Origin of the sequence: Maribacter sp. PR1 (assembly GCF_028464145.1) — a bacterium.
GTDB lineage: Bacteria > Bacteroidota > Bacteroidia > Flavobacteriales > Flavobacteriaceae > Maribacter.
In genome coordinates this window covers 174,597-189,244 of the sequence record NZ_JAQPCG010000006.1, presented here as the reverse complement: position 1 = coordinate 189,244, position 14,648 = coordinate 174,597, and the positions used below count along the sequence as shown (strand labels likewise).

Genomic DNA, 14,648 nt, shown 5'->3' with positions numbered 1-14,648 from the left:
GCCTATCGAACCTTACTTTTCAAGACCAATTTGTGTAGTAATTTTGGAAAAAAACGTTTTAAATAAACCCCGTATTTTTCCTTCCCGCCAATATATACTTCAAATTTCTTCTCCATTATAGCTTCAATGATTTCCTTTGCACAGCGTGTAGCTGTAATACCATTTTTTGTTGCGCTGTCCTCTTGTTTTGATGTAGTACCATCACCCACCAAGGCATTTTTGGATACATTGGTTTGAACAAAACCCGGACACGCTAAAGTCACGGAAATTCGGTCTTTTTCATGTTCCATTCTAAGTGAATCAAAGAAACCATGAAGGGCATGTTTGGCACCGCAGTAGCCGGAACGGTAAGGAGATGAAAATTTGCCCATTAAACTGGTTACCGTAACGAAATGTCCACTTTTGTTTTCAATAAAATATGGGAGAAGACAACGGGATAATTGAATAGTACCCAGATAATTAACATTAATCATTTGTTGATACACTTCAAATGAAGTTTCGCGTATCAAAGAACGCTGGCTAATACCGCCATTGTTGATAAGAATATCAATTTGGTTATGAAAGGTAAGTGCCTTTTCTGGCATCTTTTCCAAAGCTTTAAAGTTGGCTAGATCTAAAGGTAAAACGGTAACCTGTTCCGGGAAACTACAGTTACTTTTTACACGTTCCAGTTCAGCTTCTCTCCTTGCTGATAGAATAAGTCTACATCCCAGATTATTTAATTGATAGGAAAGGGCTTCTCCAATTCCTGAAGAGGCTCCGGTAATCCAAATCACTTTATTTTTAATGCTTTCCATATAGTGTTTATTGAAAGTCAAAATATAGCTAAATTTGAAGGATTCAATGAAATGAGTATAAAAAATCTTCTTACAAATCGAAATGATAGGTGGCGATTTACATCTGAGATTTTAGTAATATTAATGCAATTAGATGAAAGCTGAAATCAAAAAGTATCTCCTAAAGTTTAAAAGACCCAGTGGTACCTCTCGGGGTATTTTGCAAACCAAGGAAACTTGGTTTTTAATATTGCAAGTAGAAGGAAAGTTTGGAGTAGGGGAATGTGGCCTGTTTAGAGGGCTAAGTTATGATGATGTCCCGGAGTTTGAGAACAAACTACAATGGGTCAAAGACCATATTAATATTGGTTTGCATAAATTGCTAGAGAATTTAACCGACTTTCCAAGTATTCAATTCGGTTTGGAACAGGCATTTATTTCCATAGAAAACGAAAGTCCTTTTGAATTGTTTAGTTCGCCTTTTTTAAGAAAGGAATCTCCAATCGCCATTAATGGTCTTATTTGGATGGGTGACCCAGAATTTATGAGAGGACAAATCCATGAAAAGTTGGAACAGGGCTTTTCATGTATTAAAATGAAAATAGGCGCCATTGATTTTAATAAGGAACTAGGTCTATTGGAATCTATACGAAAGGACTTTTCAGCGGATGAAATAGAACTACGGGTGGACGCAAACGGAGCTTTTTCCCCTAATGATGCCCTGGTAAAACTAAAAGACCTGGCCCAATTTGAACTTCACTCCATTGAGCAACCCATAAAACAGGGAAATTGGCTGGCGATGAAGGAACTTTGTAAGAGAACACCCTTGCCGATTGCCTTGGATGAAGAATTAATTGGAGTAAACAATGTAACGAAGAAGGAAGAATTGTTACTTATAATTCAACCTCAATATATAATCTTAAAGCCAAGTCTCGTTGGAGGTTTTGGTGGTAGCGGTGAATGGATAAGCTTGGCAGAAAAGCACCAAATAGGATGGTGGATAACCAGTGCTTTGGAAAGCAACATAGGTCTAAATGCCATAGCGCAATGGACAGCAACATTGAAAAATACGATGCCGCAGGGACTAGGAACCGGGTCTTTGTTCATCAATAATTTTAAGAGTCCGCTAGAAGTAAAGAACGGAAGTTTGTATTATAACCGAACGAAAAGTTGGGAAAGAAATTTAATTAAGGATTTATGTATATAGAACAGGCATATAAAGGAGATAATGCGTCTTGGAAAGTAATATTAACAACCCTTATCAGTACTGGGGTTTTCATCGTAAACTTTATCTTTTTTCTTTTGATATCACCAGAAGATTTAGAGAAAACATATGAATTGATGAAGCAATTGCCACCTATAGTAAATCTAGTTTCTAATTTGGCACCTTTTATTTTTTTGCTTTTGGTTTTAATATTGCTGGTCATCTTTTTACACAAACGAAGCTTTGTTTCACTTACTACGGCCAGAAAAAAAATTGATTTTTCAAGATTATTATTTTCTGCAAGCTTTACGATACTATTAACTGTATTATTTTTTGCAATTGGATATGGTATTGATCCAGAAGGTGTAGAATGGAATTTTAAGCCCTACAAATTTCTAATTTTAGTATTTGCAAGTCTTATTCTGTTTCCTTTTCAAATAGGTTTTGAAGAGTATCTTTTCAGAGGTTATTTAATGCAACAGATAGGTGTATTGGTTAAAAATAAATGGTTTCCCTTATTACTCACTTCAGTAATGTTTGGGTTGATGCATTCTGCAAATCCAGAGGTGGCTGAAATGGGTTATATCACTATGGTTTTGTATATCGGATTTGGTCTTCTTATGGGGATAATGACATTGATGGATGATGGAATTGAATTGGCACTAGGGTTTCACCTCGGTAATAATCTAATGGCTGCCTTGTTGGTAACATCGGATTGGTCCGCTATCCAAGCAGATTCCCTTTTTAAGAATACCGCAGAAAGTGCATCTGGGGATATTGTACAAGAAATGTTATTATCCGTTTTTGTAACCTTTCCATTGATCCTATTTGTTTTGTCCAAAAAATACAAATGGACGAACTGGAAAGAAAGGTTAACCGGGAAGGTGCTTTCCAAAGAGGAGTTCTTGGCAAAAGAAAATCAATAATCGAGACATGGTGGACTTGGCCGTGCATCCCAACTTTAAGATAAATGGTAGACCCATTTCATCTGAGGATATTACGGAGATTGCTTATAGTTTTATTAAAGAAGGTGAACCTTATAAAAAAAGTATAGGTGATTTTTTGATGGAATGGGTGGATACCACAAAAACGATAGAGGTTAAAACTTCTGGTTCTACAGGAAAGCCCAAACCTATAAAACTTTTAAAGAACCACATGCGGAATAGTGCACTAGCAACAGGGGAATTCTTTGGTCTTTTGCCAGGTAATACTTCACTATTGTGCTTGTCCTGTGATTATATAGCTGGCAAGATGATGCTGGTTCGTGCCATGGTTTTAGGATTGGATATTTATTTGACCGAACCCAAATCAAACCCATTGGTGGAGTTGAATGAAGATAAGAGTTTTGATTTTTGTGCTATGGTACCTCTGCAAGTACAGGCTTCATTAGATCAAATGCAAAAGGTTAAAAAGTTAATTATAGGCGGCGCTCCCTTATCTTCCAGATTGAAAAAAGATCTGGTCCATACGAATACCGAAATTTATGAAACCTATGGTATGACTGAAACCATAACCCATATAGCCATTAAGCACATAGGTAAAGGAGCCGAAAACAATAATTTTAAAGCCCTGCCGGATGTGATTTTCAAAAAGGATGATAGAGGTTGTTTAATTATCTGCGCTCCAAAAATTTCCATAGAAAAGGTCATTACGAATGATGTTGTGGAATTGATTTCGGAAACTGAATTTATTTGGTTGGGCAGATATGATTATGTTGTTAATTCCGGTGGTGTCAAACTATTTCCTGAAGTAATAGAAAGCAAACTAAACGAGGTAATTGATAGACCATATTTTGTTGCCGGAATCGAGGATGAAGTTTTGGGCCAAAAATTGATTCTAATAATAGAAACGGATGGCTCAAACGAATATGAATTGCCCCAATTTAATTCGATAAAAAGTCTGGAACCTTATGAACGTCCAAAAGATATATTTTATCTTGAACATTTTATTAGGACCGATTCTGGTAAAGTCCATAGGGATTTTACCTTAAAAAGAGCAATGAATAATACATAAATACTACTCCTTACTATGAAAAGACCCCTTTTACTATTGATGTTGATTTCCGTAATAAGTCTCAACGCACAAAGAATCTTGAAAGAAAATGAACGTGCAAAAGTCATTGATGAAATTTTGGATGAACGATTCAATAACCTTTTGCCACAGCTCATGGATGCCGCAAACATCGATATGTGGGTAGTTATATCTAGGGAATATAATGAGGATCCGGTTCTAAGGACTATGTTACCGGCGACCTGGTTAAATGCCAGAAGAAGGACCATTTTAGTATTCTATCGCGATAAGGATAAAAACAGTATCGAAAAATTGGCAGTAGCCCGATACAATGTTGGCAAAAACATAGAATCTGCCTGGGACAAGGAAAAAGAACCCGATCAGTGGAAACGATTGATGCAATTGATTTCGGAAAGAAATCCAAAAACAATAGGATTAAATTTCTCAAAAGACCACAATATAGCGGACGGATTGGACAAAACGGATTACGATGAATTTATGGCCAACTTGCCCAAAAAATTCAGCTCAAGGGTTGCGTCAGCTGAACAATTAGCCGTACGTTGGATAGAAACAAGAACTGATCGGGAAATGGTAATCTATAATCAATTGGTAGATATTACCCATGATATCATTGCCGAGGCCTTCTCAGAAAAAGTAATTACTCCGGGGATTACCACAACCTCGGAAGTGGAGTGGTGGATGCGACAAAAAGTAACGGATTTGGGACTGGAAACCTGGTTTCACCCAACTGTGGATATCCAACGCACCAGTGAAGAACTTGTGGGGCATTTGTATTCGTTTTCCGGTAGACCGGAAGATATGGTCATTCTCCCCGGCGATTTGTTGCATTGTGATTTTGGCATTACGTATTTGCGATTGAATACGGATTGTCAGGAATTGGCCTATGTTCTGAAGCCCGAGGAAAAGAAAGCTCCAGATTTCTTGATAAATGGGTTAAAAGATGGAAATCGCGTTCAAGATTTCTTGACCACAAACATGCAAACTGGTAGAACGGGAAATGAAATTTTAGCAAAGTCGTTAAGCGAAGCTAAAGCGGCCGGGTTAAGACCCTCAATTTATACACATCCATTGGGCATGTATGGCCATTCTGCCGGTACCACCATTGGTATGTGGGATTCCCAAGATGGGGTTATGAAAGACGATGGTGAGAACTATCCCTTAAACCCGAATACGGTATATGCCATTGAATTAAATACTACAGTAAACATTCCAGAATGGAAACGGGACATTCGAATCATGTTGGAAGAAGCGGGCTTTTATGGTCAGGATGGTTTTAGGTATGTCAATGGCAGGCAAACAGAATTGTTATTGATTCCCAGGATAAAAGGGCACCAGGGGAATTAGAAGTTTCTAAAAATTATTTAATTTGAGGATATGGGTCCGAAATTCGAAATTGATAGAAATCTATGGGCTTGGACATGGCTTGTCCTTATGTTCCATGGAGTCATTATCGGTCAAACCGTTATAAAGGGAACTGTAGCGGATGCGGACACGGGACTTCCGTTGCCTTATGTGAATATTGGTTTTATAGAACGTGGCCTTGGAACGGTATCGGAGGAGGACGGTACCTTTAACTTCTCCTTTGATTCGAACTTACTAACGGATAGGGATACCCTAAAAATTTCCTATGTTGCCTACAAGGAATATAAAATACCCTTTTCCGAGGTAGTAAAGAATTCAAAATTCTTTGAAATAAAGTTGGAACCGGATATCCTGAGTTTAAATGAAGTTGTTTTAACCGGTGATAAACGGAGAAGAAGGAACAAGACCGAAAAAATGGTCGGCTATTCCTATGTGGGTCAATTAAAGAACGGTTCCTGGGAGGGAGATGGAGCCCTTGGCGGGGAGTTGATTACCAAAATTAATGTTTCCAAAAATAAAAGGCAGTTAAATGCCTTTTATTTCTATGTCCTGGAAAATAAGTCCGATAGTCTTTTGGTGCGAGTGAATATTTATGATGGCAAAACAAAATTGCCGAAGCGTAGATTAATGAACAAGAACATTGTGTATACCATAAAAACTAAAGTTGGAAAGGTCGGTATCGATTTAAAACCTTATGATATTGTTGTACAGGACGATTTTAGTATAGGTATTGAGCTACTGAAAGTATATGGGGACCAATTAGGGCTTATCGTTGCAGGTGACGATACGCCCGGGGTTTCTTATAGAAGGTATGCCAGCCAGGGGGAATGGAAAAGATATCCCAAAGATGCCCTAACTTACTTTGTCAGTACGACCCTGTTGGAAGATTCAGATGAGCCAGAAGATGTGGTGCTGCAGGAAGAAAATTTGTTGACCCACTATACCAATGAGCAATTATTACAAAGCATGGGCCGGAATATCGGCGTGGTAAGTGGATTTGTGTTTATGGAAGGGGAAAGAGTACAAGGCGTCCAAGTTCAAAATTTATCTTCAAACGAGGTGACCACTACCGATGAGAGCGGTAGATATACCATGAGGGCTAAGATAGGTGACGAATTAACATTTTCATATACTTCCATGCAAAGCGAACATAGGACAGTATTGGAAACAACTTTTGCGATTAACGTGGCACTTGAAAAGGAGGCGATAGCCTTGGACGAAACCGTGGTCACTGCCCAGAAAAAAAACAAAAGAACGCAGAAAGAGCTTTTTGAGCAGTATAATGAGGATCCCGGCATCATTAAGACCTCGTTCGGTATTTTTGATAAGAATACCTCTGGTGTTTCCATGAAGATATTGGATGAGTCAGAAATTACCAGTGGTGCAACTACCTTGGGTAATCTGCTTAGGGGCAAAGTATCCGGTTTGTCCATGCTTTCCTTTGATAATTCTACCGATGGTTCAACGCAAATTTTTTTAAGACAGAATGGAACTTCAAATCCTATCCCTGCGGTATATGAAATTGATGGAATTATCGCTTCTGGATATCCGGATTTTCTTGATGTTACCCAAATAAAACGAATCGCAATACTTTCCGGTCTTTCAGCAGTAGCAAAATACGGCTCTGTTGGTGCTGGTGGGGTCATCATTATCAATACAAATCTTGGAAATTTTTCTCCATCAAACAATACTTCGGCCAAAAGTATAGGTGCTATACAGAAAGCAGAAAACATAAAAGCAATTACAGAGGAGGAAGCTCGACGGAATTGGCCTGATTTTCTACAGGAACTATATCGTAGTAAAGAACCGGATGAAGCGAAGACTATCTACGATTCCTATGAATCTAAGTATGGAACAAACCCTAATTTTAATATTGATGCCGTCAATTATTTCTTGGAATATTGGCCACAGGATACATTCACGAAGGATTTGGTATCGATAGCTTTGGACCGATTGAACAATGATTTCAACTACAAAAAGGCTTTGGCGTTTTTGATGGATAAATATGACAATCAAAATCAATCCGTTCAACTATATAAGCAATTATTGCTTTTCAAATCCAATTCTGCAGAATCCTATAGGGATTTGGCCAATGCCTATGTCATGAACGGCCAAAAGGAAACGGGTAAAAACCTATATGCGCGGTATTTTAATTTGTTGAAAGAAGGGTATTTTTCGGAACAGCCGGAGGCACTGCAACAGGTAATCAATACAGAGGTAAAGGTACTTTTGGAAATCAAGGAAAATCAGGCCGATGACCCGCTTACAGACCTGCTTTATAAGGATGAAAACAAAACACGGATTCTTTTGGAATGGAACGACGACTCGGCCGAAATAGATTTTCAATTCATCGACCCCAACAATACGCTAAGTTCATGGTCCAATACCAATGATGGAAAATTGGGCGAAAGCCTAGTGTCAAAAGGGTATACCAGTAAAGATTTCTTTATTTATGGGAATGATGGTCCATGGAAAATAAATGCGAACTATTTGGGTAATAAATCGGGCTTGGCCACCTATCTTAAAATTACAATAAGTACCAATTATGGCACCGTAGAACAAAAAGACAACATTCAAATCTTTAGAATGGATATCGAGGATGTCAACCGCAAGCTTCTTCAAGTTCTCTAACCTAGAAGCTTTTACCACATTTTTATTGATTTTGATAAATGCTTTGTCATAATCTTTTTTTATGCCATTTACCAAGATGACCCGAAGGCAATCTTGAACATCAATGGCTTGTAATTAATATTTCGTTAACAAAATAGTTCATAGAAATAATGTATTTTTTGATTATATTCTACTGAAATTTAAAGGGTTGCACTTATGAGGGAGTTGTTATACGTTCTTTTCGCCAGTGTTTTTGTAAACAGTTTGGTTGGCCAGAACACAAAAGAAGTTTTCGGGACCATTTCAGATGAATATGAACCCCTGGAAAATGTGGTCGTTTCGGTAAACGATCAAAATACTGGTACCACTACGGATGCAAACGGTAAGTATCGCATTGCAGTTGAAGAAGGCGATGTGCTGCGCTTCGAACTTTTGGGTAAGTTGCCATTGGAAATCAAGGTGGAAGACGTAACACGTATACTCAATATAACCCTATTCGATGATGTAGAAAAGCTAGATGAAGTTACGGTAAGGAAGCGTTTGAAAACGCAGGAGGAAAGGGCTATGGAATATGCTACTAATCCCAATATTATAAAAAATGCTTTTGGTTATTTGGACAAGGAGACCGTTGGGTACTCTATGCGTATATTAAATGAAAGTGATTTTGGCGTGCAATATACGGATGTCGGTACCTTAATGAATGGAAAATTTGCTGGGGTAATGGCACATTGTAATAGAGATACATGGGAGGTTGAAGTTAGTATTAGAAGTAATAATACTACCTATGGTCCCAATACCGCAATATATGATGTAGATGGTGTTATTATGAATACCTTACCCTGTTTTTTGATAGACCCATCAAATATTAAAAAAATTGCGGTAATTCGGGGAATGGGAGGTGCAGGCCTTTATGGTAGTAATGTAATGGGCGGTGTTGTGGTGATTAATACCAAAACAGGTACGTTTGCTAACGTTCAAAAAGAAAATCTTCATAACGCCAAAGAGCGGCGAAACCAGAAAAACTTATATAACGGTGACGCCTTGCCCATAACAGCACAGCAAGGTCTTCCTAAGTATTTAGAGCGTTATAATAAGGCGGCTTCAGAAGCCGAGGCAATACATATTTACAGGGATGAACGTAGCAAGTATGCTGCTTCGTTTTACTTTGTTTTGGATTCTTACATCTATTTCAGGGATAAATGGAATAATGCTGAGTTTGCTGAGACCATCATTCAGCAAAATTATGGTGTGTTCAAGGATAACCCCATCGCCTTAAAATCCCTTGCATATGTATATCAGGCCGATAATGAATTCTCAATAGCTAAGGATATCTATAAAGAGGTATTTATACATCGGCCGGAGTATGCCCAGTCCTATTTTAATATGGCCGAAAGTTATATTGAAAATAAGCAGTTTGGGTTGGCCGCCGATATGTTTACCAGATACAATTATTTAAAAGAAAAGGGTTTCCTAAAAGACGACAGGGGAGATTTTGCCCAGTTCCTGGATACGGAATTCAATAACCTACTAGGTTTAAAGGATAACGATTTTTTATCGGTAAAGAAACGAAAAAAGCTGGTTTCTGATAAAGGTTTCAAGGGTACCCGACTTGTATTCGAATGGGCGGATAGTGAGGCGGAGTTTCAACTACAACTGGTAAATCCCGAAAACAGGTTCTTCGTATGGAACCATAGCTTAAAGGACAATTACGGCCAAGTTAAGGACGAAAAATTAATAGGATATACCACCAAGGAATATTTGATAGGAAACACGTATAAAGGGGATTGGCAGGTGAACATTAAATATTTAGGCAATAAAAGTTTGACGCCAACTTATTTGAAGGTAGCAATCTACCATGATTACGGCACCTTTTCGCAGCGCAAGGAAACTAAGGTCTTTAAATTGAGTCTTAAAAATATGAACCAACAATTGTTTAGGATTTCTAACATAACAGGACTGGTTTCCAATTAAACCTGCAAAACCCCCATATTAAAAGGCTTTTCAATAGGCGCATGATTTGCGGCTTCAATACCCATGGAAATCCATTTTCTAGAATCTTTTGGGTCTATAACCGCATCGGTCCATAAACGGGAAGCGGCATAATAGGGCGAAACCTGATCATCGTATCGCTGTTTTATTTTATCAAAGAGTTCCTTTTCTTTTTTCTCGGTGATGGTCTCACCTTTCTTTTTTAATGACGCCGTTTCAATTTGTAACAACACTTTGGCTGCGGAATTACCGCTCATGACGGCCAGTTCTGCACTGGGCCAAGCAACAATCAATCTAGGGTCATAGGCCTTTCCACACATGGCGTAATTACCGGCACCGTAACTATTCCCAATAACCACAGTGAATTTGGGAACGACGGAATTACTAACGGCATTCACCATTTTAGCACCATCTTTTATAATGCCTCCATGTTCACTTTTACTGCCTACCATGAATCCGGTAACGTCCTGTAGGAACACCAAAGGAATTTTTTTCTGGTTACAGTTGGCAATGAATCGGGTCGCCTTATCGGCAGAGTCGGAATAAATAACACCGCCAAATTGCATTTCTCCCTTTTTGGTTTTTACTACCTTTCTTTGATTGGCTACAATCCCCACGGCCCACCCGTCAATTCGGGCATATCCTGTGATAATGGTTTGTCCATAGCCATCTTTATATGGTTCAAATTCCGAGTCGTCTACTAACCGCTCAATAATTTCCATCATATCATACTGCTCGGTTCTTGAACCGGGCAGAATCCCATAGATATCTTCTGGATTTTTCTTCGGTTTAATGGCTTTTGATCGATTAAACCCTGCAGTTTCAAAATCACCGATTTTATCCATAATATTTTTAATGGTATCCAAGGCATCCTTATCATCCTTGGATTTGTAGTCGGTTACACCACTAATTTCGCTGTGTGTGGTCGCACCTCCTAACGTTTCATTGTCAATACTTTCTCCTATGGCAGCTTTCACCAAATAACTTCCTGCAAGAAAAATACTTCCAGTTTTATCAACGATCAGTGCTTCGTCGCTCATGATGGGCAAATATGCGCCGCCAGCTACACAACTTCCCATGACGGCGGAAATTTGAGTGATGCCCATACTGCTCATAATGGCATTGTTCCTAAAAATTCGTCCAAAATGCTCCTTGTCAGGAAAAATCTCGTCCTGCATGGGTAAATACACCCCCGCACTGTCTACCAAATAAATGATGGGAAGTTTATTTTCTATGGCAATCTCCTGTGCCCGTAAATTTTTTTTTGCGGTTATGGGGAACCAAGCACCCGCTTTTACGGTTGCGTCATTGGCAACTACAACACAAAGTCTATTTTTTATGTATCCTAGTTTTACAACAACACCACCGGATGGGCATCCTCCATGCTCCTCATACATACCGTCACCTACAAAGGCTCCAATCTCCAATTGTTCCGATTTTGGATCTAAAAGATAATCTATACGTTCCCGTGCCGTTAACTTTCCTTGATCGTGCTGCTTGGCAATTTTTGCCTTACCGCCACCGAGTTGTACTTGGGCCAGTTTTTTTCTTAATTCGGATAAAAGCAGTTTGTTTTTGTCTTCGTTCTGGTTGAATTTTAAATCCATTCTGTCCACTTTCATTTCCTAGGCTAAAGATAAGGAGTTAAATTTGGGTAAACTCTAAACAAAATATAAAACTATGGTTAGATGGGGCATTGTAGGGGCTGGTAAAATAGCACACACGTTTTCGAAGGATTTAGCACTGGTTACAGGAGGGAAATTAATGGCTGTAGGCTCAAGAAGCCTAGAAAAGGCACAGGAATTTGCAGCAGAATATGACGCTCCCCATGCTTTTGGAAGTTATGAGGAGTTATTTTTGAGTGATACGGTGGACGTAGTATATATTGCCACACCCCATACGGGTCATATGGACTTGGCCATAAAGGCCATGGAAGCAGGTAAGCATGTTTTATGCGAAAAACCGATGGGCATTAACAAAGGTGAGGTTGAAAAAATGATAAAGGCCGCTAAAGAAAATAATGTCTTTTTGATGGAAGCACTGTGGTCTCGATTTAATCCCACCATTAAAGCCGTAAAGGATATCGTGGACAAAGGAGAAATTGGTAAAATTGGCTATTTGTATTCGGATTTTGCATTTTATGCCCTGGACAGGGATGAGAATGGTCGACTTTTAAACCCTGATCTAGCCGGCGGATCACTATTGGATATCGGTATCTATCCTATTTTTTTATCCTATTTGATTTTGGGAATGCCTTCGGATATTGTAGCAAAAGTTCATTTCCATGAAACCGGGGTGGAGAAGCAGTGTAGTATGATTTTCGATTATCCCGATGCTCACGCCATGTTGTATAGCGGGCTTACATCGGACTCTGAAATGAAAAGTGAAATCTCTGGAAGCAAAGGTTCGGTCTTTATCAATCCAAGATGGCATGAAGCTACTAGTTATACTTTGGAAAAGGATGGAGATTCCAAAACTGTTGAAATACCGAAGATAGGCAAAGGATACGGTCATGAGATTAAAGAAGTTCATAACTGTCTAGCCTCAGGAAAATTGGAAAGTGATCTTTGGAGCCATCAAAATAGTTTGGATTTAATTTCCCTGATGGATTCCATTCGATTAAAAACGGATATAAAATTTCCTTTTGAACAACAATAATCACTTTGGAAGTTGGAAAGACATCCTAAAAATTGCGATATTTGATATTCGCTAAAAACTTAAGGTAAGATGGGAATGAATAAGAACACTGTTTTGGCATGGGCCACATTCATCATGATTTTGGTAGGACTTCTATTAATAGGCTTAGGGGCTTTTAGATATGATGAAGTTGCCGGATGGGGATTTGCCTCTGTCGGTATCGGTTTTTTTGCCATTGCTTGGGTTTTTAACGCCTTAAAGGGTAGGGTCTAGTACAAAATATCCTTTGGATTTATACTCCTGCTTCTCTATTACATAACTCATAATTAAAATTTATTATGTCTGACGATAAGAAAGTCATTTTTTCAATGTCGGGTGTTACAAAGACCTTTAAAACGGCCAATACACCTGTTTTAAAGAATATACATCTAAGTTTCTTCTATGGTGCAAAGATTGGTATTCTAGGACTTAATGGGTCGGGTAAATCCACGCTACTTAAAATTATTGCCGGAAGGGATAAAAATTTTCAGGGAGATGTGGTCTTTTCCCCTGGCTATCATGTGGGCTATTTGGAACAGGAACCCGAATTGGACGAGAACAAAACGGTTTTGGAAGTGGTAAAGGAAGGTGTTTCGGAAACGGTAGCCATTTTGGACGAGTATAATAAAATCAACGATATGTTCGGTCTTCCAGAAGTTTATGAAGATGCGGACAAAATGCAAAAGTTGATGGATAAGCAAGCAGTCCTTCAAGATAAGATTGATGCCTCAAATGCATGGGAATTGGATACCAAATTGGAAATTGCCATGGATGCCCTTAGAACACCTGAAAGTGATAAGAAAATTGCGGTCCTATCAGGAGGAGAAAGGAGAAGGGTTGCACTTTGCCGCTTATTACTGCAAGAGCCAGAAATTTTACTTCTCGATGAACCTACCAACCACTTGGATGCGGAGTCCGTACATTGGTTGGAACATCATTTGGCTCAATATAAAGGCACTGTAATCGCAGTAACTCACGATAGGTATTTCTTGGATAATGTTGCGGGTTGGATTCTGGAATTGGATAGGGGAGAAGGTATTCCTTGGAAAGGGAACTATTCTTCATGGTTGGACCAAAAATCCAAAAGGCTGGCACAAGAAAGTAAAACCGCTTCCAAACGTCAAAAAACATTGGAGCGCGAGTTGGAATGGGTTCGTCAAGGGGCGAAAGGAAGGCAGACCAAACAAAAGGCCCGTCTTAAAAACTATGACAAGTTGATGAGCCAAGACCAAAAACAATTGGATGAGAAGTTGGAAATCTACATTCCCAACGGACCACGTCTAGGTACCAATGTCATCGAGGCCAAAGGTGTTAGTAAGGCATATGGGGATAAGTTGTTGTATGAAGATTTAAACTTTAACCTTCCACAAGCAGGTATAGTTGGGATTATTGGTCCGAACGGTGCCGGTAAGACCACCATTTTCAGAATGATTATGGGCGAGGAAACACCTGATAAAGGGGAGTTTATAGTGGGAGATACTGCAAAGATTGCTTATGTGGATCAGAGTCATTCCAACATTGATCCCGAAAAAACGATTTGGCAAAATTTTAGCGATGAGCAAGAACTCATTATGATGGGAGGTAGACAAGTAAATTCAAGGGCCTATCTAAGCCGTTTCAACTTTTCGGGGAGTGAGCAGAATAAAAAAGTAAATATGTTGTCTGGTGGAGAGAGAAACCGACTTCATTTGGCGATGACCTTGAAAGAAGAAGGAAACGTTTTGCTTTTGGATGAGCCAACCAACGATTTGGATGTGAATACATTGAGGGCCTTAGAAGAAGGTTTGGAGAATTTTGCAGGTTGTGCGGTGGTCATTTCCCACGATAGATGGTTCTTAGATCGTGTTTGTACACATATTCTTGCTTTTGAAGGAAATTCCCAAGTATATTTCTTTGAAGGCTCATTCTCTGAATATGAGGAGAACAAGAAGAAACGTCTTGGGGGTGATTTAATGCCAAAGCGGATAAAGTATAAAAAATTGATTCGATAAAAAAAGGCT

General features: G+C 39.0%; 11 protein-coding genes. 9 read left to right on the top strand and 2 right to left on the bottom strand.

Going from position 1 to position 14,648, the window contains the following annotated elements; genetic code table 11:
* Nucleotides 1–2 precede the first annotated feature (2 nt).
* Complete coding sequence (locus tag PP182_RS13610; protein WP_272651812.1) at nucleotides 3–797, bottom strand: SDR family oxidoreductase; 795 nt, start codon at nucleotides 795–797, stop codon at nucleotides 3–5.
* Between the two features lie 133 nt (nucleotides 798–930).
* Between PP182_RS13610 and PP182_RS13605 the strand changes: the two genes are divergently transcribed.
* The 6 genes from PP182_RS13605 (at nucleotide 931) to PP182_RS13580 (ending at nucleotide 9,954) form a co-directional block, all read left to right on the top strand.
* Complete coding sequence (locus tag PP182_RS13605; RefSeq protein WP_272651811.1) at nucleotides 931–1,983, top strand: o-succinylbenzoate synthase; 1,053 nt, start codon at nucleotides 931–933, stop codon at nucleotides 1,981–1,983.
* Nucleotides 1,974–2,906: a CPBP family intramembrane glutamic endopeptidase gene (locus PP182_RS13600; RefSeq protein WP_272651810.1), complete on the top strand. Its 933-nt coding sequence runs from the start codon at nucleotides 1,974–1,976 to the stop codon at nucleotides 2,904–2,906. The genes PP182_RS13605 and PP182_RS13600 overlap by 10 nt, the downstream gene beginning before the upstream one ends.
* A gap of 7 nt (nucleotides 2,907–2,913) precedes the next feature.
* A complete protein-coding gene (locus PP182_RS13595) occupies nucleotides 2,914–3,993 on the top strand; it encodes an AMP-binding protein (RefSeq protein ID WP_272651809.1) in 1,080 nt (359 codons plus the stop codon).
* A gap of 15 nt (nucleotides 3,994–4,008) precedes the next feature.
* The gene (locus tag PP182_RS13590) at nucleotides 4,009–5,355 is read left to right on the top strand and encodes a M24 family metallopeptidase (protein ID WP_272651808.1); all 1,347 of its coding nucleotides are present in this window, start codon (nucleotides 4,009–4,011) and stop codon (nucleotides 5,353–5,355) included.
* Between the two features lie 30 nt (nucleotides 5,356–5,385).
* Complete coding sequence (locus PP182_RS13585) at nucleotides 5,386–8,004, top strand: carboxypeptidase-like regulatory domain-containing protein (protein ID WP_272651807.1); 2,619 nt, start codon at nucleotides 5,386–5,388, stop codon at nucleotides 8,002–8,004.
* Nucleotides 8,005–8,199: 195 nt separating this feature from the next.
* Nucleotides 8,200–9,954 carry a carboxypeptidase-like regulatory domain-containing protein gene (locus PP182_RS13580; protein ID WP_272651806.1) on the top strand — a complete coding sequence of 585 codons (1,755 nt, stop codon included), beginning with the start codon at nucleotides 8,200–8,202 and terminating at the stop codon, nucleotides 9,952–9,954.
* On the opposite strand, the gene PP182_RS13575 is transcribed toward PP182_RS13580, so the two are convergent.
* Nucleotides 9,951–11,579 (bottom strand): acyl-CoA carboxylase subunit beta, encoded by a 1,629-nt coding sequence (locus tag PP182_RS13575; RefSeq protein ID WP_272651805.1) that lies wholly within the window; start codon nucleotides 11,577–11,579, stop codon nucleotides 9,951–9,953. The two genes, PP182_RS13580 and PP182_RS13575, sit on opposite strands and share 4 nt — an antisense overlap.
* Before the next feature lie 73 nt (nucleotides 11,580–11,652).
* Between PP182_RS13575 and PP182_RS13570 the strand changes: the two genes are divergently transcribed.
* From PP182_RS13570 to ettA, 3 genes are all read left to right on the top strand, one after another.
* Nucleotides 11,653–12,630, top strand: coding sequence for a Gfo/Idh/MocA family protein (locus tag PP182_RS13570; RefSeq protein WP_272651804.1), 978 nt, complete (start codon nucleotides 11,653–11,655; stop codon nucleotides 12,628–12,630).
* A 69-nt stretch (nucleotides 12,631–12,699) separates the two neighbouring features.
* The gene (locus PP182_RS13565; RefSeq protein WP_094995435.1) at nucleotides 12,700–12,882 is read left to right on the top strand and encodes a CAL67264 family membrane protein; all 183 of its coding nucleotides are present in this window, start codon (nucleotides 12,700–12,702) and stop codon (nucleotides 12,880–12,882) included.
* A 65-nt stretch (nucleotides 12,883–12,947) separates the two neighbouring features.
* Nucleotides 12,948–14,639, top strand: a complete 1,692-nt coding sequence (ettA, locus tag PP182_RS13560; protein WP_272651803.1) for an energy-dependent translational throttle protein EttA — start codon at nucleotides 12,948–12,950, stop codon at nucleotides 14,637–14,639.
* Nucleotides 14,640–14,648 lie beyond the last annotated feature (9 nt).

Coding starts and splice junctions, on each gene's coding strand:
- PP182_RS13610 (WP_272651812.1), bottom strand. CDS start 797: ATGGAAAGCATTAAAAATAAAGTGATTTGGATTACCGGAGCCTCTTCA.
- PP182_RS13605 (WP_272651811.1), top strand. CDS start 931: ATGAAAGCTGAAATCAAAAAGTATCTCCTAAAGTTTAAAAGACCCAGT.
- PP182_RS13600 (WP_272651810.1), top strand. CDS start 1,974: ATGTATATAGAACAGGCATATAAAGGAGATAATGCGTCTTGGAAAGTA.
- PP182_RS13595 (WP_272651809.1), top strand. CDS start 2,914: ATGGTGGACTTGGCCGTGCATCCCAACTTTAAGATAAATGGTAGACCC.
- PP182_RS13590 (WP_272651808.1), top strand. CDS start 4,009: ATGAAAAGACCCCTTTTACTATTGATGTTGATTTCCGTAATAAGTCTC.
- PP182_RS13585 (WP_272651807.1), top strand. CDS start 5,386: ATGGGTCCGAAATTCGAAATTGATAGAAATCTATGGGCTTGGACATGG.
- PP182_RS13580 (WP_272651806.1), top strand. CDS start 8,200: ATGAGGGAGTTGTTATACGTTCTTTTCGCCAGTGTTTTTGTAAACAGT.
- PP182_RS13575 (WP_272651805.1), bottom strand. CDS start 11,579: ATGGATTTAAAATTCAACCAGAACGAAGACAAAAACAAACTGCTTTTA.
- PP182_RS13570 (WP_272651804.1), top strand. CDS start 11,653: ATGGTTAGATGGGGCATTGTAGGGGCTGGTAAAATAGCACACACGTTT.
- PP182_RS13565 (WP_094995435.1), top strand. CDS start 12,700: ATGGGAATGAATAAGAACACTGTTTTGGCATGGGCCACATTCATCATG.
- ettA (WP_272651803.1), top strand. CDS start 12,948: ATGTCTGACGATAAGAAAGTCATTTTTTCAATGTCGGGTGTTACAAAG.